18 protein-coding genes are annotated in these 21,352 nt (G+C 54.9%); 12 read left to right on the forward strand and 6 right to left on the reverse strand.

Annotated features, from left to right (window positions below; genetic code table 11):
* The first annotated feature begins 259 nt into the window (after positions 1-259).
* The 3 genes from ACIGCM_RS06055 to ACIGCM_RS06065 all read left to right on the forward strand — a co-directional run bounded on the left by ACIGCM_RS06055 (position 260) and on the right by ACIGCM_RS06065 (position 3,336).
* Positions 260-1,552, forward strand: coding sequence for an MFS transporter (locus ACIGCM_RS06055; RefSeq protein ID WP_397501148.1), 1,293 nt, complete (start codon positions 260-262; stop codon positions 1,550-1,552).
* Entirely contained in the window at positions 1,552-2,733 is a 1,182-nt protein-coding gene (locus ACIGCM_RS06060; RefSeq protein ID WP_397501149.1) for a M20 aminoacylase family protein, read from the forward strand. Before ACIGCM_RS06055 ends, ACIGCM_RS06060 begins: the two co-directional genes overlap by 1 nt.
* A 123-nt stretch (positions 2,734-2,856) precedes the next feature.
* Positions 2,857-3,336, forward strand: a complete 480-nt coding sequence (locus ACIGCM_RS06065; RefSeq protein ID WP_397501150.1) for a GNAT family N-acetyltransferase — start codon at positions 2,857-2,859, stop codon at positions 3,334-3,336.
* A 17-nt stretch (positions 3,337-3,353) separates the two neighbouring features.
* On the opposite strand, the gene ACIGCM_RS06070 is transcribed toward ACIGCM_RS06065, so the two are convergent.
* The 3 genes from ACIGCM_RS06070 to ACIGCM_RS06080 form a co-directional block, all read right to left on the reverse strand.
* Positions 3,354-4,745: an MFS transporter gene (locus ACIGCM_RS06070; protein WP_397501151.1), complete on the reverse strand. Its 1,392-nt coding sequence runs from the start codon at positions 4,743-4,745 to the stop codon at positions 3,354-3,356.
* Positions 4,746-5,204: 459 nt separating this feature from the next.
* On the reverse strand, positions 5,205-5,894 hold the full coding sequence (locus ACIGCM_RS06075) for a response regulator (protein ID WP_397501152.1): 690 nt from the start codon (positions 5,892-5,894) through the stop codon (positions 5,205-5,207).
* Positions 5,869-9,267, reverse strand: coding sequence for an ATP-binding protein (locus ACIGCM_RS06080; RefSeq protein ID WP_397501153.1), 3,399 nt, complete (start codon positions 9,265-9,267; stop codon positions 5,869-5,871). Before ACIGCM_RS06080 ends, ACIGCM_RS06075 begins: the two co-directional genes overlap by 26 nt.
* 308 nt (positions 9,268-9,575) lie before the next feature.
* Here ACIGCM_RS06080 and urtA point away from each other — a divergent pair, with 308 nt between their 5' ends.
* The 7 genes from urtA to ACIGCM_RS06115 all read left to right on the forward strand — a co-directional run bounded on the left by urtA (position 9,576) and on the right by ACIGCM_RS06115 (position 16,583).
* Positions 9,576-10,820, forward strand: coding sequence for an urea ABC transporter substrate-binding protein (urtA, locus tag ACIGCM_RS06085; RefSeq protein WP_397501154.1), 1,245 nt, complete (start codon positions 9,576-9,578; stop codon positions 10,818-10,820).
* Between the two features lie 100 nt (positions 10,821-10,920).
* Positions 10,921-11,841 (forward strand): urea ABC transporter permease subunit UrtB, encoded by a 921-nt coding sequence (gene urtB / locus ACIGCM_RS06090; protein ID WP_397501155.1) that lies wholly within the window; start codon positions 10,921-10,923, stop codon positions 11,839-11,841.
* A 100-nt stretch (positions 11,842-11,941) separates the two neighbouring features.
* Positions 11,942-13,126: an urea ABC transporter permease subunit UrtC gene (gene urtC, locus ACIGCM_RS06095; protein ID WP_397501156.1), complete on the forward strand. Its 1,185-nt coding sequence runs from the start codon at positions 11,942-11,944 to the stop codon at positions 13,124-13,126.
* Positions 13,123-13,884: an urea ABC transporter ATP-binding protein UrtD gene (urtD, locus tag ACIGCM_RS06100; RefSeq protein ID WP_397501157.1), complete on the forward strand. Its 762-nt coding sequence runs from the start codon at positions 13,123-13,125 to the stop codon at positions 13,882-13,884. Before urtC ends, urtD begins: the two co-directional genes overlap by 4 nt.
* A 95-nt stretch (positions 13,885-13,979) precedes the next feature.
* Positions 13,980-14,669 (forward strand): urea ABC transporter ATP-binding subunit UrtE, encoded by a 690-nt coding sequence (gene urtE, locus ACIGCM_RS06105; RefSeq protein ID WP_397501158.1) that lies wholly within the window; start codon positions 13,980-13,982, stop codon positions 14,667-14,669.
* 223 nt (positions 14,670-14,892) lie between these two features.
* The gene (gene fmdA / locus ACIGCM_RS06110) at positions 14,893-16,122 is read left to right on the forward strand and encodes a formamidase (protein WP_397501159.1); all 1,230 of its coding nucleotides are present in this window, start codon (positions 14,893-14,895) and stop codon (positions 16,120-16,122) included.
* A gap of 113 nt (positions 16,123-16,235) precedes the next feature.
* Complete coding sequence (locus ACIGCM_RS06115) at positions 16,236-16,583, forward strand: zinc ribbon domain-containing protein (RefSeq protein ID WP_397501160.1); 348 nt, start codon at positions 16,236-16,238, stop codon at positions 16,581-16,583.
* Positions 16,584-16,601: 18 nt separating this feature from the next.
* On the opposite strand, the gene ACIGCM_RS06120 is transcribed toward ACIGCM_RS06115, so the two are convergent.
* The 3 genes from ACIGCM_RS06120 to ACIGCM_RS06130 all read right to left on the reverse strand — a co-directional run bounded on the left by ACIGCM_RS06120 (position 16,602) and on the right by ACIGCM_RS06130 (position 18,874).
* Complete coding sequence (locus tag ACIGCM_RS06120; RefSeq protein WP_397501161.1) at positions 16,602-16,961, reverse strand: hydroxyisourate hydrolase; 360 nt, start codon at positions 16,959-16,961, stop codon at positions 16,602-16,604.
* Positions 16,958-17,467, reverse strand: coding sequence for a deaminase (locus ACIGCM_RS06125; protein ID WP_397501162.1), 510 nt, complete (start codon positions 17,465-17,467; stop codon positions 16,958-16,960). Before ACIGCM_RS06125 ends, ACIGCM_RS06120 begins: the two co-directional genes overlap by 4 nt.
* 63 nt (positions 17,468-17,530) lie before the next feature.
* Positions 17,531-18,874, reverse strand: coding sequence for a nucleobase:cation symporter-2 family protein (locus ACIGCM_RS06130; RefSeq protein ID WP_397501163.1), 1,344 nt, complete (start codon positions 18,872-18,874; stop codon positions 17,531-17,533).
* Between the two features lie 170 nt (positions 18,875-19,044).
* Between ACIGCM_RS06130 and ACIGCM_RS06135 the strand changes: the two genes are divergently transcribed.
* The gene (locus ACIGCM_RS06135; protein ID WP_397501164.1) at positions 19,045-19,959 is read left to right on the forward strand and encodes a LysR family transcriptional regulator; all 915 of its coding nucleotides are present in this window, start codon (positions 19,045-19,047) and stop codon (positions 19,957-19,959) included.
* A gap of 586 nt (positions 19,960-20,545) precedes the next feature.
* Positions 20,546-21,289 carry a MauE/DoxX family redox-associated membrane protein gene (locus ACIGCM_RS06140; protein WP_397501165.1) on the forward strand — a complete coding sequence of 248 codons (744 nt, stop codon included), beginning with the start codon at positions 20,546-20,548 and terminating at the stop codon, positions 21,287-21,289.
* The last annotated feature ends 63 nt before the right edge of the window (positions 21,290-21,352 follow it).

The following is a 21,352-nucleotide window of genomic DNA, read 5'->3' on the forward strand; positions in this document are numbered from 1 at the left end:
TGGGGTTATATGACTCATTGGTCATTTGCCAGCGTGAAGGATGGAAACCGATCACCGCGTTAAAGCCCTTCAAGCATGTGCCAATTTGGAGCATAAGCGTCATTCAGGCGTTTTTCTGCGCCTTGATAACGCAGGCTAGAGCGGTTCAAGCCGAGCAAGTTAACCAACAGCTAATTCATAGCCGAATGCGCATGTGTATTGTTTTTCCGTTTGCCAGATAGTGATTTCACAACAACTATGGTGATGGAGATAGGCTCTTATGCAAGCGCAAACACTATCAGTCACGAGTGTCGACAGCACTCCCACTCCAGCGCGTCACCGAGAGCGCAAGGTGGTTATTGCCTGCTCTCTGGGTAACGCGCTGGAGATGTATGATTTTACGATCTACAGTTTTTTCGCGGTATTGATCGGCAAGCTCTTCTTCCCCTCTGAGTCGACAGTCGCCTCATTATTGTTGTCACTCTCCACATTTGGTGTCGGGTTTCTGATGCGTCCAGTGGGGGCTGTGCTGATTGGTCGCTTCGCTGACGTTAAAGGGCGCAAGGCTGCCTTGAGCCTGACCATCGGCCTGATGACGCTCGGCACGGCGATGATCGCGTTCAGCCCGACCTTTGAGCAGATCGGCGTCATGGCCACCGTTATATTGGTCTGCGGACGCCTGATTCAGGGTATTTCGGCCGGCGGCGAAATTGGCACCGCTTCAGTGTTTCTGATGGAGTCCGCCACTGCTTCAAGGCGTTGTGAAGTGGTGAGCTGGCAGCCAGCCAGCCAAGGCTATGCTGCGTTAGTGGGCGCAGGTTTTGGTTTTGCTTTAACTCAGTTTTTAGAGCCTTCGGCGTTGGAAAGCTGGGGCTGGAGGATTCCGTTCATCTTTGGCCTGCTGATCGGTCCTGTTGGCTGGTATATCCGCACGCGTCTGCCAGAAACCCATGATGAGCAGGCTCCAGCCCAAGCCAGCGCTACTGTCTCTGTGTTGTGGCGGCGTATTGCGCTGGGTATTGGGCTGATGGCCAGTGCGACTATTGGCATGTATTTGTTCGTGTTTTATATGCCGACCTATCTGGTGACCGCGCTTAACTATCCACAAAGCAGCGCCATGGCCATTGCCTGCCTTGCAAGTGGTTGCATCGCGATCATTACGCCGTTGGCCGGGCGCTACGCCGACCGCTTCCAACTGCGTAAAAAACTGCTGGTGTGGACTGTTGCCCTGCCTGTGGTCTTGGTTGTTCCGGCGTTCTATGTGCTTGGCCATACCACGCAATTGTCCCTGGCCATGCTAATGGTTGCAGCCTTGGTATTACCTAGCTGTGTAGGCGCAGGCGCATTTTTCTCGCTGATCATGGAGGGCTTTTCCAAGGAAAATCGAGCCCTTGGTACCTCCGTCAGCTACAGCTTTGGGGTGATGATTTTTGGTGGCTTTTCGCCGCTGATTGCTGCCTCCCTGACAGCTGCCTTCGACAGCTCTATGGCCCCGGCTTTCTACCTGGTAGTCGGTGGTGTCATCAGCTTGATTTGCCTCAAATACTTCCCTGAACATAAAGGACGCGAGTGATGAATATGCTTACCATGCCCAAAACTACAGCGAACCCTGACACGGCGACATTTGTCGACATTCGTCGCCAGATCCATGCGGCTCCCGAATTAGGCGGCGACACGCCTCACACGGCGTTGTTGGTTGCCGAAATGCTCAAGAGTTGGGGCTACGAAGTGCACACCAATGTGGGTGGGCATGGCTTGGTTGGGGTGCTGCGCAATGGTGATAGTGCCCGCTCGATAGGCATCCGTGCAGACATGGATGCGCTGCCCATGAGCGAGAAAAATGACTTTGCCCACGCCAGTCGTATCGCGGGTCGCATGCATGCCTGTGGTCATGATGGGCATACTGCAATTCTGTTGGCCGCCGCTGCTCAGATTGCCCAAACACGCAATTTCAATGGCACCTTGAACCTGATCTTCCAACCTGACGAAGAAGGGCTTGCCGGGGCCAAAGCCATGATCGACGATGGCCTGTTTACGCGTTTCCCATGCGATGCCGTGTTTGCCTTGCATAATATGCCCGGTATCCCTGTTGGCACTTGCGTGGTGCAGGCTGGCCCAACCATGGCATCTTCGGAGCGGGTCAAAATCAATATCACCGGCAAAGGCGGCCACGGTGCCATGCCTGAGTTGACCCTCGATCCGGTGCCCGTGTTAGCAAGTCTGATCAACGCCATCCAGACCATCAAGTCGCGGGTGTTGGCTGTTGAGGAATATGCAGTGATCAGCATCGGTTCGGTGCAAGCAGGCACGGTCTATAACATCATTCCTGATGAGGCATCGATGCTGATCAGCGTGCGCACCGACACCACTGAAACCCAGCAGAAAATCAACAATCGTCTAGTCGAAATCGTCAAAGGCCATGAGCAGACCTTCGGCGTCAAAATTGACATCGGCATGGAGCAGCTGGCCCCGGCGCTGGTCAACAGCGAGCAGGAAACCGAAATATTAAGTCAGAGCCTCAGCCCCCTCTTCGCCGAGGGCAAGTTGCTCTCGAAAATGCCGAAGAAGGTCATGGGCACTGAAGACTTCGCCTACATGCTCGAAGAGCGCCCGGGTTGTTATTTCATGCTGGGTAACGGCACCGGCGAGTTCCACGGTTGCTCGGTACACAACCCCCATTACGACTTCAACGATGAGCTTATTGCCCTCGGTGCGGACTGCTGGGTCAAACTGACCGAACACTACTTGGCATAGCGGTTAAACGGGGCAGGCGTTACCTTGGCTCCCGCCAAGGTAACGTTGGCTTTGTTGCAGGTGCCGGTTGCTCCGTCGACAGGCCTGTGAGAGGTTGAGGTTTTGCCACTATTGAGGCAGGCCATGGTCATTCGACTGACGCAAGTACAAGACTGGATGCTATTGAAGCAAGTCCGCCTTGCCGCGCTTTTAGACATGCCGACAGCTTTTGCGGTGAGTTATCAAACTGCTGCCAGTTACAGTGATGAACAGTGGCAGGCGCGCGCATCGTCTGCTGGAACGGAATTCTGGTTGGCCATCATTGATGACAAGCCGGTAGGAATGATCGGCGCATCCCTCAGTGCATCGAATCGTTATAACTTGATCGGCATGTGGGTAGAACCCCCTGCACGCGGCTCTGGCTTGGCCGCTCAACTGGTTGAGGCCGTGAAATCTCGTGCGTTTGAGAAAGGCCATGACCGCGTTTTTCTGGATGTCTCACCGAGCAATGCCAGAGCCTCGAACTTTTATCTGAAGCAGGGTTTCTCTTTCATGGATGAATGGGAGCCTTTGGATAGTCATCCACATATTATGGTTCAGACCATGGTGTGGGCTGTCGATTGAGCCGGTTACCTACGGCTTTAAACGCCCTCTTTCACGGACGAGGAAGCACGGGTTTGGGCCATTCGCAAACTGCTCGCGATCGCTGCCAGCACCGCAAAGCATCCTGCCAAAATCAATGAGGCGTGGGTGCCGTTTTTATGGAACATATTGAACATCAAGGCCACCAAGGCCGCCCCCAAACTTTGCCCAAGTAAACGAGCTGTTCCTAGCATGCCGCTTGCGCCACCGCTGCGGTTTTTCGGGGCGGCGGAGATAATGGTGTGGTTATTGGGCGATTGAAATAAACCAAAACCGGCACCGCATAAGGCCATGCGCCAAATAATATCGAGATCGCTTGGGCTTTGCGGAAGTAGGACTAAGCCAAATAAGCCCAGCGCCATCACCGCCAGCCCAACACCCCCCAATAAACCGGCGTGGACACGTCCAATCATATAGCCGGCAATGGGGGCCATCACCATAGTTGCCAGCGGCCAAGGGGTTAATAACAATCCAGTCTCAACTGCTGTTCTGTCCAACACCGTTTGCATGAAAAACGGCAGCGATACCAGTGCCAGCATTTGTGCACAAAATGAACACACCGAGGTGCACAGCGATAAAGAAAAAATAGGAATGCGTAACAAGTCGATCGGCAGTAATGGCACGGGCAGCGTCAATTGACGACGAATAAAAAAGAACCCAACCACAACGACCGCTGCCAGTTCACTGGCAATTAATACGCCGGACTGTCCCTGTGCAAAACCACTGATGGCCGAAATCAATAAACCAAAGGTGATTGCATTCATGATGGCGCTTGGAATGTCAAAGCGCTGATTTGCGACTGTTTGTTGATTCGGCGGAAGAAATTTCAAGGCCAGCATCAACGAGACAATCCCGATAGGCACATTGACCAGAAATAGCCACTGCCATGACGCGACCGACAGAATGGCCGCCGCAACGGTCGGGCCTGCCGCAGAAGATACGGCCACGATAAAGGAGTTGATTCCCATGCCGCGACCGAGCAGGCGCTGTGGATAAATCAGCCGTATCAGGGCCGTGTTGACACTCATTAGCGCCGCGCCTCCGAAGCCCTGCAGGACGCGGGCGAGGGTTAACATCTCCAGTGAGGTGGAGAGTGCGCAGAACAAAGACGTAAAGCAGAACAGCAGCAAACCGAACTGATAAACACGTCGATACCCCATCAAGTCGCCAATAAATGACAGGGGCAGTAACGAAACAATAATCGCGATCTGGTAGCTATTGACCACCCAAATAGATTCGGCGGGGCTGGCATTCAGGTCTTGGGCTATCGTCGGCAAGGCAACATTAGCGATCGCACCATCAAGCACGGCCATTGTGATGCCAAGAGCAATCGCTAAAATTGCCCCCAGGCGATGTCGGCCAGCTAAGCCATCAGCAATACTTTTATCCATCTACAGTCTCTTCAACAGCTAACTATCGCTCACCGCTAGCACCCTTGGCCTTCAACGTTCTCGGTGGCAGGTATAGATGGCGAGCGGGTTTGTCTCTCTAAGGTTGTTGACGTCCTGTCTGACGGACATCCTGCTTCCAGTCGTCTCCCTCTGTCTATGGCCATGCGATTGTACGTCTTCTTGGGCCATGGTTTTAGCGGCGCTTAGCTATAAATTCTTCACCCAATGACTGCCGCAATGATGACGCCAAGGTCGGTTGCACCGACTTCAAGCGGACATTCATCCGGGAACGGATTGACGGTCAGCGATGGGTGTGGCGCTGCGTCGCTGGCTGACGCGAACCAAGCCCGCACGGGTTGAGCGCTTGGCCGACTGCTTCATAAACTAATGACGGGCACCTCGCTGGGTGCACGGTGCTGAGGCCTGAGTGTCACACGGGTTGTCAGTTGCTTGCCCCAGTTAACGCCCGACGTTAGCTGAAATTGCAACGGCGGCTGCAGCTGTGCGCGTTTCTACGCCGAGCTTCACGTAGACGTGCTCAAGGTGTTTATTCACCGTGCGCGGTGACAGGCCGAGGATATCGCCGATGTCGCGGTTGGTCTTGCCGCATGCAACCCAACTGAGCACTTCGACCTCACGTTCTGTTAGGGCAAACCGTGCCGACAAGGTTTCGTAAGCGGTTTCATTGCTTAGGCTGATGTCCCGAGGGGCGGCAGCTTCCCGGGCTGACTTGAGTATTTGCGCGGTGCGCAAGTGTGACGCCACTCGGGCAATGACCTGTTCAGGATGAATCGGCTTGGTCACGTAGTCGATTCCGCCTGCTGCAAAGCCTTCAATAACATGTTCGCTATCGGTCAGTGCGGTCATGAACAGCACCGGAATATCAGCGGTTTTGGCTTCGGCTTTGATTCGTCTGCAGGTTTCAAAGCCGTCAAGGCCAGGCATCATGGCGTCGAGCAAAATCAAATCGGGGCGGCGGCGCTGAATCCGCGATAAAGCGCTGAGGCCGTCGAGCGCCACCAACACCATGTAGCCCGCGTCATCCAAGGCATCGGAGAGCAGCGCAAGGTTATCCGGGGTGTCGTCAACAATCAGAATGACGCCGCGTGTCGCAGCCGCTTGTTCATGGGGTGATGTCAGCGCGTTCATGGTCGGCCTCCTTGAGTTGGCGAGTGAGTTCGTCGAGTCGGAAGTTTTTTACCAGCAGTCTTAAGGGCGCAGTGAAGCCAATGTAGTCTGCTGATTGGCGGTCGATATCATCGAATTTATCCTGAAGACCACGGATATAGCCGAGGGCAGCCAGTTCATGCAGCGCATCCAGGTCACTGGCTGGTGGTACGCGCAACGGTGCGTTTTGGCTGTCTGCCTGGCTGTTAGTGCGGTGTAGCCACTGCAGATCAAGTTGCTTTTGGATGCGATCAAGTAGGTGTGGGGTGTACACCGGCTTGGCCAGGTAGTCGTTGCAGACACTGGCTGCGCTGCGCTCGCGGTCATCGGCAAAGGCATTGGCGGAGAGCACAATGATTGGTGCCTGCGACAGCGCATTGCGGCGGATCAGGCGACTGGTTTCCCAGCCATCCATTTGCGGCATCGACAGGTCCATGAAGATCAAGTCCGGGTGCAGCAACGCCACTTGGCGAATGGCTTCATGGCCGCTAGCCGCCTGGGCGATATTGAAGCCCAGTGGCTCGAGCATGCCCGCCAGTACGCGGCGATGTTCGATATGGTCATCAACCACCAGTATTAACCGGCGTGGGCCTTGATAACCGATGATGTCATGTTCTACATGCACTACCGCTTGCGGTACGCGAACTTCTGAAAGAAATAACCTGACCTGAAAACTGGTGCCTTGATCGAGCACGCTGCGCACTGACAGTTCCCCGCCCATAAGTGATGTGAGCATGCGGGTAATGGTTAAACCGAGCCCGACACCATTGTCTTGGCGCATTAGGTCCCCGCGTTCGAAGGGCTGGAATATTCGCTCGATTTGTTCAGGGTCAATGCCAATGCCGGTGTCGATAATCTCGAAGTTTGCCGTTTCGCGCAGGTAGCTCACTCGCAGGCAGACCTCACCGCTGTCGGTGAAGCGCACCGCATTGCCCAGCAGATTGATCAGAATTTGCCGCACGCGCTTTTCATCGCCGCGAACCACGGCAGGCATTCGTCCTGTGGTTTCCAGACGAAAGCGCAGACCCTTCTCTTCGGCTTGCGGCGTGAACATGCGATCTAACTGATGGATAAATTCAGGGAAGGGGATTTCCGAGAGCTCAAGGTTGAGCTTGCCGGCTTCAATCTTGGCCACATCGAGCAAGCCGTCAATTAACGAAAGCAGGTGTGAGCCGCTGCGAAAAATAGTGCCGAGTGCGTCTTTATGTTGGCTGGGCATGGCACCGTCGCGTTGCAGAATCTGGGTGTAGCCCAAAATACTGTTCAGTGGTGTACGCAGTTCATGGGACAACCCCGTGACATAACGACTTTTCGCAGCGTTCGCGGCTTCACTGGCTTCTTTGGCTTTTTGCAGTTCTTCGTCGGTGCGCCGGTGAGCTTCAATTTCCTGCATGAGCAATAGGGTTTGGCGGTCTGACTCTTTTTGCGCAACGTGGCGACTTTCACGGGTCAATACCACCCACCACGCCAGAATCGCCGCAAAAAGCGAGAGCGTTAACAACGCTTTGAGAAACGACTGATACAGCGCCTCAAGCATTTCCGGCGAGTGGGGCAGCAGCCCGTGGGAGATCTGCCCGTAAATCAAGGCCAGCGCGCCGCTTAGCACCAGCACCAATACTGTCAGCAAGCCTAGGTACTGCGCCAAGCGGCTGTGTAACCGTGGAATCGCCCCCTTGGGAAGCAGCCAGCGGGCGAAGTCGTCCATCTGCTCGCTCAGGCGTGCCTGAGGCTTGCAGGCATCGCCGCAGCGGGCATCAAGTGAGCAGCACAACGAGCAAATAGGGGTGCTATAGGCCGGACAAAAAGCCATGTCCGGAGCCTCGAAGGCATTACTGCACAGGCCGCATTCCAAGGTCGCCTGTGGCCCGCATGGGTAGAGCAGTTGCGGTTCGCTGGTGCGGGCAATGTAGTAGCGGCCTTGGGTGAGCCAGGCAATCAGTGGTGCAAAAACACAGGCGCTGCCGAGTGCAACCATTGGCGAAGCCGCTTGCGCCATGGCACCAAACAAGCCCGCATAGGCCAGCCCTGAAAGCAATGACGCGATCAGCATGGCACCGACACCAACCGGGTTGATGTCATAAAGATGTGCACGCTTGAACTCAATGCCTTTGGGTGACAAGCCCAGCGGTTTGTTGATAATCAGGTCAGCCACTAATGCGCCAATCCAAGCAATCGCTATGTTGGCGTAGAGGCCCAGAACTTGCTGGATGGCGTCGAACACGCCAAGTTCCATCAGCATTAATGCGATGGCCACGTTGAACACCAGCCACACCACTCGTCCCGGGTGGCTGTGGGTGACTCGGGCAAAAAAGTTAGACCAGGCCAATGAACCGGCGTAGGCATTGGTCATGTTGATTTTGATCTGCGAGATGATGACGAACAGCACCATGGCCCCGAGTGCCCATTCGGGTGAGCTGAATACGTAATTGAAGGCAACCAGATACATTTGTGTCGGTTCGGCTGCACGTTCAATGGGGATTTCATGCTGCAGCGCAAGAAACGCCAGAAACGCTCCGGCTAGCATCTTCAGCGCGCCGGGAATGATCCAGCCAGGTCCCGCCATGATTAGCGCTGCCCACCAACGCTTGCGGTTGGCTTTGGTCTGTTCAGGGAGAAAGCGCAAGTAATCGACCTGCTCACCAATTTGCGTCACCAGCGCCAAGGTCACAGTGCAGGCCGCGCCGAAATACAGCAGGTTGAATGTTCCGCCTTCCCCCATACGCCCGCCGAAACTGGTCAGATCGCTAAAGGCGTCTGGGTTTTTCCACATCACGAAGAGGTAGGGCAAAAACAGTAAAAACAGCCACAACGGCTGCGTCCACATCTGTAATCGGTTAATCAGGGTGATCCCATACGCCACCAAGGGGATAACGATGATCGAACAGATGACATAGGCCAAGGCCAACGGGATCTTGAAATACAGCTCCAAGGCCAAGGCCATGATCGCCGCCTCCAAGGCGAAAAACAGAAAGGTGAAGCTGGCGTAGATCAGCGAAGTGATGGTTGAACCGATATAACCGAAGCCCGCGCCACGGGTCAGTAAGTCCATGTCTACACCGTAGCGAGCGGCGTAGTAGCTGATTGGCAGCCCAGTAAGAAAAATCACCAGGGCCACTGCGAGCACCGCCCACAAGGTGTTGGTGAAGCCATAGCTTATAGCCAGAGCACCACCGATGGCTTCCAGGGCGAGAAATGAAACAGCACTGAGTGCGGTGTTGGCGATGCGCAGCTCAGACCACTTACGGAACGATTTCGGCGTGAAACGGAGGGCGTAGTCCTCCATGGTTTCGTCAGCAACCCAACTGTTGTAGTCGCGGCGAATCTTGACGATGCGCTGAGTGCCGATTGGTTGCACGACGAGGTTCCTTGAGTGTTTAGCGGCAACTGCCCGGTATGTGCAGCCGCCCTGAAAGGCCGGGTGATGCTTGCAACAAGCATGCCCCAGCGCTGCAGCGGCCAACCTACGCGCGCGAGCTTTTATCCGGCTGGGCTTCAGGCGTGATCTTGCACCACCGCGGGGCGATTGCCTGTACGTCAGACGACGTATGCCGTTACGTCAACCTGCGTATACCGCCATTTGTGCTGTCGCCGCATCCTTGCTGCAACCCGACACGGCACCCGCAAGGCGAGCCGGTGCGGCAACACCACAAGAGGAGCAACACCATGGATTCACGACTGACGGGTGCGAAAAAAATGCTACCCCGGCGCTTGACCCTGGGAGCCGCAGCGCTTTCATTGCTGGCTGCAAGCATGCTCAGCCAAACCGTCCTGGCGGATGACGCCAACACCACCGGCTTGGCCGTGACTGATACGACTGTGACCGTTGGCCAGTTGCACTCGGCCACCGGTACCATGGCGATCTCGGAGACCGGTTCGATTCAGGCTGAGCGGTTAGCCATTGACCAGATCAACGCTTCGGGCGGTATCTTGGGCCGGCAAATCAAAATCATCCAAGAAGACGGTGCCTCTGACTGGCCAACCTTTGCCGAGAAAGCTAAGAAGCTGCTCGAAAGCGACAAAGTGGCCGCGGTATTTGGTTGCTGGACCTCGGCATCGCGCAAAGCGGTGTTGCCGATTTTCGAGAAAGACAACGGCTTGCTCTATTACCCAACCTTCTACGAAGGTTTGGAGCAGTCCAAGAACGTGATCTACACCGGTCAGGAAGCGACGCAACAGATCCTCGCCAGCCTCGACTGGATCGCCAAGGAGAAGGGTGCCAAGACGTTCTACTTACTCGGCTCTGACTACATCTGGCCGCGCACCTCAATGAAGATTGCCCGCAAGCACATCGAAAACGTGCTCGGCGGCAAAGTTGTGGGCGAAGAGTATTACCCGCTGGGCAATACCCAGTTTGGTTCGCTGACCAACAAGATCAAGCTGAAAAAACCTGATGTGGTTTTCGCCGCGGTCGTAGGTGGCTCTAACGTGGCGTTCTACAAGCAGCTAAAAGCGGCAGGTATCACCTCTGACAAACAAACCCTGCTGACCATCTCGGTGACCGAAGATGAAATGCTGGGCATCGGTGGCGAGAACATGAAGGGCTTTTACTCATCCATGAAGTACTTCCAAACCTTGGATAACCCTAACAACAAGAAGTTTGTTGAGGAATTTAAGGCCAAGTACGGCAAGGATTCGGTTATCGGTGACGTAACCCAAGCAGGCTACCTCGGCCCGTGGTTGTGGAAAGCGGCGGTTGAGAAGGCGGGTAGCTTCGATGTCGACAAAGTGGTTGCCGCCTCCCCAGGTATTGAGCTGACCACCGCGCCTGAAGGCTACGTCAAAGTGCACGAAAACCATCACCTGTGGAGCAAGGCACGCATTGCTGAGATCCAAGCTGACGGCACCTTCAAAGTAGTCCACGAGTCCGAGCTGATTGAGCCGAACCCGTTTCCTAAAGGCTACCAGTAAGTCCGACCAGCAGGCGGAGCGGTGACGCCATCGCTCTTGAGGTCGCCCGGCGCTGTAGCCGGGCGTCCTGTTTAATTCTCCATCAGCGGGAGCCATCCAGATGGACGTATCACTCTCCGAATTCGGCGCAATTGCCGTCATGCAAGGCTTTAACGGCCTATCGGTGTTCTGCGTACTGCTGCTCATGGCCTTGGGTCTGGCGATTATTTTCGGTCAGATGGGCGTGATCAACATGGCTCACGGCGAGTTCTTGACCGTGGGTGCTTACACCACCTATGTGATCTCATCGGCTACCTTGCATTACTTCCCGGCTATGCAGCCGTACTATTTTTTCTTCGCCATTGTCGCCTCGTTCCTGATCGCCGGAGCACTGGGTTGGTTGGTCGAGTGGTTGATGATCAGCAAGTTGTATCACCGGCCATTGGACACGCTGTTGGCCACTTGGGGATTGTCCTTGGTGATGCAGCAGGCGTTTCGTTCGATCTTCGGTGCGCGTGAAGTCGGCGCAGAAATGCCGGAATGGATCATGGGCTCCTGGGCACCCTCCGAGGCTATTGATATTCCCAAGAACGGCTTGTTTGTAATGGGGCTTACGGCGCTGCTGACGGCCACTATTTTCATCATGTTGTATCGCTCGCGTTGGGGCTTGCAAGTCCGCGCGACCATGCAAAATCGGGTGATGAGCCGGGCAGTAGGGATCAACACCAAGAAGGTCGATCGGATGACTTTCGCCCTCGGTTGTGGGGTTGCTGGCGTGGCAGGCGCGGCATTCACCACCATCGGCTCAACCGGACCCACCGCAGGTTCGCTGTACATAGTCGACACCTTCCTCACCGTGGTGTTTGGCGGTGCAGCAAGTTTGGTCGGCACTATTGCTTCGGCGTTCACCATCGCCCAAGCGCAGTCAATCATGGAGTTCTTCCTTTCCGGCTCAATGGCCAAAGTCCTGACTTTGTCTGCAGTGATTTTGATTCTGATGCTGCGTCCTCAAGGGCTGTTCTCGATCAAGGTGCGCAAGTAATGCAGGTGTCGCTTTTGAAAGGCGCCAGTGCGCTGGCGCAGGAGTGTGCAGTGACCAATTGGGTCACTGCAGGCGTGATGCAGAGTTGTAGGAGCCGTCCATGAAAAACGCATATGAAAGCCTGCTCGGTGGCAAGCAGGGGGCCATTGGCCTGCTGGTGCTGGCCGTGCTGATTTTGTTGGTGTTCCCGCTGATACTGGACACCTTTCGCCTGAGTATGGTCGGTAAATACCTGACCTACGCATTTGTCGCTGTGGGGCTGGTGCTGTGCTGGGGGTATGGCGGCATTCTGAGCCTTGGCCAAGGTATTTTCTTTGGGCTTGGTGGTTACTGCATGGCGATGTTCCTCAAACTTGAGGCCTCTGACCCAGAAAGCACCAAGATACAGTCCACACCGGGTATTCCGGATTTTATGGATTGGAACCAGATCACCGAGTTGCCGGCGATGTGGCAGCCATTCCATAGCTTCAGCTTCACGGTGCTGGCGGTGATTGCCGTACCGACGCTACTGGCGTTGGTCATTGGTATTGCCATGTTCAAGCGCCGGGTGGGTGATGTTTATTTCTCTATCGTCACCCAGGCGATTGCAGCAATTCTGACCATCCTGATTATTGGTCAGCAGGGTCTTACGGGCGGGGTCAACGGCATTACCGATTTGAAGACGCTATTGGGCTGGGATATTCGCCCAGATAGCTCAAAAGTCATCCTTTACTTCGTCAATGCATTCTTGCTCTTGGGATGCGTACTGCTGGGGCGTTTTATCCTGACCTCCAAATTAGGCCGCTTGTTGATGGCCATGCGTGACAAAGAGGAGCGTGTGCGGTTCTCGGGTTATGACGTGGCCAGTTTTAAAATCTTTGTATTCTGCGTGGCGGCTGCGTTCTCGGCGATTGGTGGGGCAATGTTTGCCTTGCAGGTGGGCTTTATGTCGCCAAGCTTCGTCGGCATCGTGCCCTCGATTGAGATGGTCATCTTCGCGGCTGTGGGCGGGCGTATGTCACTTCTCGGCGCGGTGTACGGAACCTTATTGGTCAGCTTCGGCAAGACCTATTTTTCTGAAAGCTTTCCTGAGCTGTGGCTGTATTTGATGGGCGGCTTGTTTATCGTCGTCGTTATGTATTTCCCTAACGGTATTGCCGGGCTGTGGGAGAGCCACGGACGCAAATGGATGTCTCGCACCTCGCTCGGTAACAAGTTGTTTGGTCAGCCAGTGGCCAAGGCCCGCCCGCATTTAACCAAACCCGCTGAAGTACAACCCGCCCGCGAACTGGAGACCACGCCATGAATAGCCCGGTAGGATTTCAGGCAGCCAAACCCGTATTGGCTGTCGAAGGGCTAACGGTGTCCTTCGATGGCTTCAAGGCGGTCAATGACTTGAACTTGTATGTCGATCGCAACGAGGTGCATGTGGTGATCGGGCCCAATGGTGCCGGGAAAACCACGGTGCTTGACTTGATTTGCGGCAAGACCAAATCAACCGCCGGCAGCATTGAGTTTGAGGGGCGTGAACTGACCAAAATGCGCGAGTACGACATCGTGCGTGCCGGAGTCGGGCGCAAGTTCCAGAATCCGTCGATATACGAGAATCTGACGGTATTCGAGAATCTGGAAATGTCTTACCCCAAGGGCCGCAAGGTGTTCAGTGCGCTGTTCTTTAAACGCACGCCAGAGGTGGTTGCTCGGGTTGAGGAAGTGGCTGCGGAGATCTTTCTCAGCGACTTTCTCGACAAGCAAGCGGACCTGCTTTCCCATGGTCAGAAACAGTGGCTGGAGATTGGCATGTTGCTGATGCAAGACCCGGCGCTGCTGATGCTCGACGAGCCGGTTGCCGGCATGAGCGTCAGTGAGCGGGTGCAGACCGCGCAGTTACTCAATCGCATCAGCCAGGGCCGTTCAGTGCTGGTGATCGAACATGACATGGAGTTCGTTAAAAGCATCGCTAACCGGGTCACTGTGCTGCACCAAGGCAAGGTGCTGGCCGAGGGCAGCATGGAGGCGGTGCAGAGCAACCCCAAAGTGATTGAGGTTTACCTCGGGCATTGAGTGCTGTGTGCCAGCGCTCCATTAATCGACCAGAACAACAATGCCTCAGCTGGATGCTTCTTGCGTTATCCAGCTAAGCGCAACAGGGGATAGCCATGTTTAAGATCAGCAATCTGGTGTCCGGTTACGGCCAGAGCCAAATCCTTCACGAACTCAATCTGGACGTGGCGAAAAAGGAAATCGTTGCCGTGATGGGCCGCAACGGCATGGGCAAGACGACGCTGTTCAAGAGCCTGATGGGGGTGCTGCCACAGTGGGGCGGGCAGATCAGTATCGACGGCCAGGATGTATCCAAGCTGGAAACCCACCAGCGGGTTGAGCATGGCATTGCCTATGTACCGCAAGGGCGGATGATTTTCTCGCACATGACGGTGTTGGAAAACATTCAAACCGGGCTGCCCGCCTCGGCTAAGGGCAAAGTACCTGACGACCTATATGCGTTGTTTCCGGTGCTGCACGAGATGCGTTCACGTAAGGGGGGCAACCTGTCCGGTGGGCAGCAGCAACAGCTGGCGATTGCCCGTGCCTTGGCGACCAACCCCAAGGTGTTACTGCTGGATGAGCCAACTGAAGGTATTCAGCCTTCGATCATCAAAGATATTGCCCACAAGCTCAAAGAGATCCGCAATCTGCGAGACCTGACCATTGTTGTGTCCGAGCAGGTGCTGTCGTTCACCATGGAAGTTGCCGACCGTTTCCTGGTGATCGAGAAAGGCAAATTTGTCATTGAAGAAACCCGCGACAAAGTCGATGAGGCAACGATTAGCCGTTATTTGTCGGTGTAATTATCGAACGCACGTGTTGAACCATAAGGTCGAGCGTCGAGCTGGCACAGGTACTCTGTGCTGGCTTTTTTAGCTTGCGGATAGCGTGTTGAAAGCCCCGTGATTCGCGGCTTTTGACCATACGTCATTCAGCGTATTTCGTCATTTTCCTCCACGTTTAAGACTAGCTCCGTACCCGGCGTTGTCGCGCCAAGTCCCTATTTATGGTCCCAGGAGTTTTGTCATGACCGAAACGCTAATCAAGGTCGACCTCAATCAGCCAGCCACCGAAAACGAGCAAATCCACAACCGCTGGCATCCGGATATTCCAATGGCGTGCTGGGTTAAGCCGGGCGACGATTTCATCCTGGAAACCTATGACTGGACTGCTGGCGCGATCAAGAATAATGACGATGCCAGCGACGTGCGTGATGTGGATTTATCCACTGTGCATTACCTGTCGGGCCCGGTGGGTGTAAAGGGTGCTGAGCCCGGCGACTTGCTGGTGGTTGATCTGCTCGACATCGGTGCCAAAGCTGAGTCGATGTGGGGGTTCAATGGCTTTTTCTCCAAGCAAAACGGTGGCGGCTTTCTGACCGATCATTTCCCGATGGCGCAAAAAGCGATCTGGGATTTCAAAGGTATGTTCACCAGCTCCCGACACATTCCGGGTGTGAACTTCGCAGGCCTGATCCATCCTGGCCTGATCGGCTGTTTGCCTGACCACAAAATGTTGGCTGACTGGAACAAGCGCGAGCAAGAATTGATCGACACCGACCCGCACCGGGTTCCGGCACTGGCTAACCCGCCAATGGCGCCAACTGCGCACATGGGCAAGATGAAAGGTGAGGCGCGGGACCTCGCAGCAATGACCGGTGCGCGCACAGTACCGCCGCGTGAGCATGGTGGTAACTGCGATATCAAAGATCTGTCCCGTGGCTCAAAAATCTTCTTTCCTGTTTACGTCGACGGTGCTGGCTTATCAGTTGGCGACCTGCATTTCAGCCAAGGCGACGGTGAAATCACCTTCTGCGGTGCCATCGAAATGGCTGGCTGGGTGCACATGAAGGTCGAGCTGATTAAAGGCGGCATGGCCAAGTACGGCATCAAGAACCCGGTGTTCAAGCCGAGCCCGATAGTGCCGAACTACAACAATTACCTGATTTTTGAGGGCATCTCGGTAGATGAGGAAGGCAAGCAGCACTACCTCGACGTCAACATTGCCTACAAGCAGGCGTGCTTGAATGCCATCAACTACCTGACCAAGTTTGGTTACTCGCCAGCCCAAGGTTATGCACTGCTCGGCTCTGCGCCGGTGCAGGGGCACATCAGCGGGATTGTCGATGTCCCTAACGCCTGCGCCACCTTGTGGCTGCCGACGGAGATTTTCGACTTCGACATCAACCCGAACGCCAATGGGCCGACCAAGTTCCTCGACGGCAGCATTGACCTGCCGATTGCGCCGGACCTTTAAACCACGCCGGTGGCTGAGCCCCGGCAACCGAGTTCTCCCCCTGGCAGGCTTGGCGCTTTGGACGGCGGCCAGGCTTGTCAGGGTGGTGAACACTGACACCTAAGGAGTCGTGCATGCCGATTTACGAATATGACTGCGCCAGTTGCGGCGACTTCACCTTGCTACGGCCCATGGCGGATCGTGATCAGCCTTGTGATTGCCCTTATTGTGGCACCTTGAGTAAACGGGTGATTCTCAGCGCGCCGGGGCTGGCAACCATGTCCGGCAGTCAGCGCCGCGCTATTGCCGCCAATGAGCGTAGCGCCAATGCCCCGCAAACCCTTGATGAATACAAACAAACCCGCAAACACCCAAAAGGCTGCGGTTGCTGCTCACCCAACAAACCCCTGGCTCCAACCAAAGCCAACCCCCATGCAATGAAAGGAAAACCCGCTGGCCGGCCTTGGATGATCAGCCATTGAGGTGAACTTTAACGCTCTTTAAGCGCCGCCGCGAAAGCACGAAAGCCCCCATGCCGTGAGCTTGAAAGGCAGGTGGTAATGTTGCTCGGAGTCATCCACACCGAAGCGATAAACCAGTACATCCAGAAAGGGCACAGCGGGAAGTGTCTGACCCTGCGCCCGATAGAAATCGGCGACATCCAGACAGACTTCATATTGGCCGGGTCTAAGCATCGAGTTGCAATCGCTTAGCTCATTGAAAAGGCCATTGGCGGCAATTTGCCCGGCACAGACGAGCATCCGCTTTTCCCCCTCCAGTCGCTCAATGGATAGGCTCAGACCATGGGCAACCTTGCCTGATGCAACATCAACCACATGAATTGAAACACCACCACTCACTGCCAGAACCCTTGGTGTGGCTCGGCGGCTTCTTCTTCAAGCATGGGGCCCAGTACTTCAATCTGGCGCTGGCCACGGACAAAGACTTCGCGGCATGGCAGGGAAAAGGTTGGGTTCTCCGGGTGGTCGCCGGTCAGGCGCAGCAATGCATGCTCAGACAGGGCGTAAACCACACGGCCGATACCCGTCCAATAAATCGCACCTGAACACATGCAGCAAGGCTCTGCACTGGTGTACAAGGTGCATTTGGCCAGCTCTTGCGGGCTCAGTAATTTGGCCGCCAAGGCCGCAGCAGCCAATTCTGCGTGCTGGGTTGGATCACCTTCCGGTGGCATGGAGTTATTACCAGCGCTGGCAATGATCTTGCCATTCTGATCGGCAACCAATGCGGCGAATGGGTGACGGCCGCGCTGCCTGGATTCCTCAGACAACTGGATCGACTGCCGCAGTAGCTGTAAGTCTTGTGCAGAAACATTGGCAGGGGTGAGGTTGGTAAAACTGCTCATGTGGACTCCTGTCTTGATTGTGAGTACCTGCTCTTGTTCAAGAGCAGGTTGGATGTCTGAGGGTTACTTGATGGGCTCAGGTTGAACGTCCAGTGCGGTATCGCCTGACGCTTGCTGGTCGTTGTTGAGTAGCAGGTTGAGCACAATGGCGGTGACGGCCCCCAGGAAAATGCCGCTCTCCAGAATCAGCTTGAGGGTGCCGCTGGCATGTTCAAACAAGGCTGGGAAAGACATTGGCAGCACGCCAACGCTGATGGATACCGCAACGATAATGGCGTTTCGGGTGCCTTCGAATTTGACCCGCGACAGCTCTTGAATACCAGCCACTGTGGTCATGCCGAACATGACAATGGCGCAGCCGCCCAGCACGGGTGTGGGAACCGCAGCGATCAAGGCGCCAAGCTTGGGAAACAAACCCATCAACACCATGATCGCGCCTGCAGCCGCCACCACGAAGCGGCTCTTCACATTGGAGAGGGCGATCAAACCGGTGTTTTGTGTGAAGGCGTTGTACGGAAAACTATTGAACAAACCACCGAGCATGGTTGATAAGCCATCGGCGCGAAACGCACGGGCCAGGGTTTGCTGGGTGGTTGGTTTACCCGTCAGTTTGCCAATGGCCAGGCAGTTACCTGTGGTTTCAGCCATGATCACCAGCATTGCCAGGGTCATGATCAGAATAGGCATCAGGGAGAACTCTGGTGCGCCGAACGCCATCGGCGGGCTCAGCTCGAACCACGCGGCTTCACCCACGCGATTAAAATTGGTCATGCCGAATGCTGCGGCAACCAGGCTGCCCATGATCAAACCAATCAGCACGCTCAAATTACCCAGCAAGCCGGAAAACTTCGCGTAAACCACCAGCGTGATGCACACCGTCACTAAGCCAAGCAGCAGGTTCGCAGGCGAGCCGAAATCCTCAGCACCTGGATTGCCGCCGCCGAGCCATATGGCCGCAGCGGGCATCAGCGAGATACCGATAATAGTAATCAAACTGCCAATAACTACGGGCGGGAAAAACCGCAGCAGGCGGCTGAAAACTGGAGCTAGGGCTATGGTGATCGCGCCTGCTGCGATCACCGCACCGAAGATCTGACTGAGGCCAAACTCCTTGCCGATCATGATCATGGGTGCGAGGGCGATAAATGAACACCCTTGAATCAGCGGTAGGCGAGCACCAAACTTCCAGAACCCGATGGTTTGAATGAGCGTCGCCACACCGGAGGTCAGCAAGTTAGCGTTGATCAGCAGTATCACTTGGGCGGATGTAAGGCCCAGTGCACTGCCAAGAATCAGAGGGACGGCTACCGCGCCTGCATACATCACCAGCACATGCTGCAAACCAAAGGTGAACAATTGGCGGATGGGAAGCACCTCATCAACCGGATGGACGTGGGTAGGTTTCATTAGCGTTTCTCCAGAAGAGGGCAGCTTTGTTCTTATTGAGGCAACGCAGGCTATCGACTCTTCGGCCGATTAGGGAATCTGTGCTGACATGGGATGAATATTCTTCTCTTGATCTCGATGGAACAAATGAATAACCATCGTTATTTCCGATGGATCACTTGGGCTTTGCGATGCGATTTTCACTGGATCAGTTGCAGGTTTTCATCCTCGTTGTACAGGCCGGCTCATTCTCCGCTGCGGCACGCAAAATGGGCCGTACGCAATCGACTGTCAGTGCGGCTATTGCCAATCTGGAAACTGACCTGGGGGTCTTGCTGTTTGATCGTTCAAGCCGTATTCCCAGCCTAACGCCTGCTGGGCAGAAACTGCTTTTGCAGGCCGAAGCAGTGATCGAACGTTGTCTGGCGCTGGAAAGCCATGCAGACGGTATGGCCGAGGAAGTCGAACCCAGCCTGACCCTGGCTATTGAGGTGCCTTACAACACAGTGATGCCTGCCCTTGCTGAGTTTGAGCAGCACTTTCCCTCGGTCGATCTGATTGTTCGTCACCCGGTTGATGGAGACGTCAGCAAGCTGCTGCTCAAGGGAGAGGCTGCACTTGGTGTGGCGTTCTCACAGCCGGACTACCCCAAGGGGCTGGAGTTTATGCAGTTGGGCAAGTTGATCATGGTGCATATCACCCACCCGGATCATCCGTTGGCGAAGCAAAAGCAGGTGAGTTTTGCTGACTTGCATGCCCATCGGCGGCTGGCATTCAGTGCTCATGCAGACAAATTACCCAGCAGTGAATACCTGCGATCCACACAGATATGGCAGGCAGAGAGTTACCTGGCGATATTGGAAATGGCCCGCGCTGGTTTAGGCTGGGCCACTTTGCCGCGTCAACTAATCCTGCGCGAGTTGAATAATGGCGAGTTGGTGGAGTTGCAGCTTGCGGCTTATCCACACACCGACTGGTTGGTCGGTGTGGACTTGGTATGGCCGCGCCAGTTGCGGCGCGGCAAGGCTGAACGCTGGCTGAAAGAGTGTTTGATGAAGAGCAAGGTGTTTGAACTGGACCGCAATGGCCAGGCAACGACGCTTTAGGCCGAGCTTACAGCCAACCAATGAGAGCTGATAAATAACCCTACTCCGTTCTTGCACTGCATAAATGAGCAAATACCCTTGACGGTGTAGCCTCAGGCTAATGGCTTATCGCCGAATAACAAGGGTGGACTGGATCCGAGGCTCCATCTGCTGTCGGGGAATTTGCTGGCGGCTATTTTGATCCATGCAGCCCGCTTGTGGATCATCGGATGGGCACTTCGGGCCGCTGCTACAGGCGGTTGTTGCCAGTATTAGCGTTAAAGCAAGAGCGAGGAAAACCAGAGCTTGCGGTCTCATGTTGAGATCTCCAAGCAGGTGTGTTCCTTAAGCAAATACCCAAATGCGACTCCCCGTGAGGGTATGCGAGGAGCGGGAGGGCTTAGGGTGCAGGCTGCGGATATAAAAGTATCCCTACCAGCTTTGAAAATAGAGTTAGCCCTTTTGCCCGCCCTTTACTGATCAATGAACTTTAATCTGTAGCCATTCTCACATTCTTGTACACCCAATGGCTTTTTAGCAGCGTGCGGGTACTCATCCGCCAGACGCTCTGCATGCGACAAGCCGCCAGGATGCGCGAGGATCAAGCATGAGCAACAATCGAAAGCACGCAACGATTTATCGAATGGTTATGGAAGAACATCTGTGCCCATTCGGTTTGAAAGCACTCGATCTTCTGAAAAGAGAAGGTTTCGAAGTGGAAGACAATTGGCTTCGAACCCGTGAAGAAACCGATGCATTCATGGACAAGCACTCGGTCAAAACAACCCCGCAAATTTTTATCAACAGCGACCGAATTGGCGGTTTTGACGATTTAAAAAAACACCTTGGCAAACCAGTCAAAGACCCGGATGAAGTCACCTACCAGCCGGTCATTGCAGTGTTTGCAACGGCGGCTTTGATGGCGTTGGCTGCCTCTTGGCTAGCCTTTAGCCAAGTCTTCACAACTCAAGCAGTCGAGTGGTTTGTAGCCTTCAGTATGTGCATGCTTGCGTCGCTTAAATTGCGCGACCTGGAAAGCTTTTCGAATATGTTTTTGGGCTATGACTTATTGGCGCGTCGGGTGGTTCGGTATGCTTACGCATACCCTTTCGGTGAGTTAATCGCAGGGGTGTTAATGATATCTGGCTCACTGATTTGGCTGTCTGCACCGCTTGCCATCTTTATTGGCAGTGTTGGCGCATATTCAGTGTTCAAAGCTGTGTATATCGATAAGCGAGAGCTCAAGTGCGCTTGTGTCGGGGGCGACAGCAACGTTCCGCTCGGGTTTGTATCCTTAACCGAAAACCTAATGATGCTCGGCATGGGGCTTTGGATGCTCGTGGCCCATTAACCGAGTAGGGGTTGGCCTATTCCATCTTATCCACAGAACCAAGATGCCCTTGTTGGGTCTTTA

Origin of the sequence: Pseudomonas sp. NPDC078700, from assembly GCF_044542375.1 — a bacterium.
Lineage (GTDB): Bacteria > Pseudomonadota > Gammaproteobacteria > Pseudomonadales > Pseudomonadaceae > Aquipseudomonas.

Coding starts and splice junctions, on each gene's coding strand:
- ACIGCM_RS06055 (WP_397501148.1), top strand. CDS start 260: ATGCAAGCGCAAACACTATCAGTCACGAGTGTCGACAGCACTCCCACT.
- ACIGCM_RS06060 (WP_397501149.1), top strand. CDS start 1,552: ATGAATATGCTTACCATGCCCAAAACTACAGCGAACCCTGACACGGCG.
- ACIGCM_RS06065 (WP_397501150.1), top strand. CDS start 2,857: ATGGTCATTCGACTGACGCAAGTACAAGACTGGATGCTATTGAAGCAA.
- ACIGCM_RS06070 (WP_397501151.1), bottom strand. CDS start 4,745: ATGGATAAAAGTATTGCTGATGGCTTAGCTGGCCGACATCGCCTGGGG.
- ACIGCM_RS06075 (WP_397501152.1), bottom strand. CDS start 5,894: ATGAACGCGCTGACATCACCCCATGAACAAGCGGCTGCGACACGCGGC.
- urtA (WP_397501154.1), top strand. CDS start 9,576: ATGGATTCACGACTGACGGGTGCGAAAAAAATGCTACCCCGGCGCTTG.
- urtB (WP_397501155.1), top strand. CDS start 10,921: ATGGACGTATCACTCTCCGAATTCGGCGCAATTGCCGTCATGCAAGGC.
- urtC (WP_397501156.1), top strand. CDS start 11,942: ATGAAAAACGCATATGAAAGCCTGCTCGGTGGCAAGCAGGGGGCCATT.
- urtD (WP_397501157.1), top strand. CDS start 13,123: ATGAATAGCCCGGTAGGATTTCAGGCAGCCAAACCCGTATTGGCTGTC.
- urtE (WP_397501158.1), top strand. CDS start 13,980: ATGTTTAAGATCAGCAATCTGGTGTCCGGTTACGGCCAGAGCCAAATC.
- fmdA (WP_397501159.1), top strand. CDS start 14,893: ATGACCGAAACGCTAATCAAGGTCGACCTCAATCAGCCAGCCACCGAA.
- ACIGCM_RS06115 (WP_397501160.1), top strand. CDS start 16,236: ATGCCGATTTACGAATATGACTGCGCCAGTTGCGGCGACTTCACCTTG.
- ACIGCM_RS06125 (WP_397501162.1), bottom strand. CDS start 17,467: ATGAGCAGTTTTACCAACCTCACCCCTGCCAATGTTTCTGCACAAGAC.
- ACIGCM_RS06130 (WP_397501163.1), bottom strand. CDS start 18,874: ATGAAACCTACCCACGTCCATCCGGTTGATGAGGTGCTTCCCATCCGC.
- ACIGCM_RS06135 (WP_397501164.1), top strand. CDS start 19,045: ATGCGATTTTCACTGGATCAGTTGCAGGTTTTCATCCTCGTTGTACAG.
- ACIGCM_RS06140 (WP_397501165.1), top strand. CDS start 20,546: ATGAGCAACAATCGAAAGCACGCAACGATTTATCGAATGGTTATGGAA.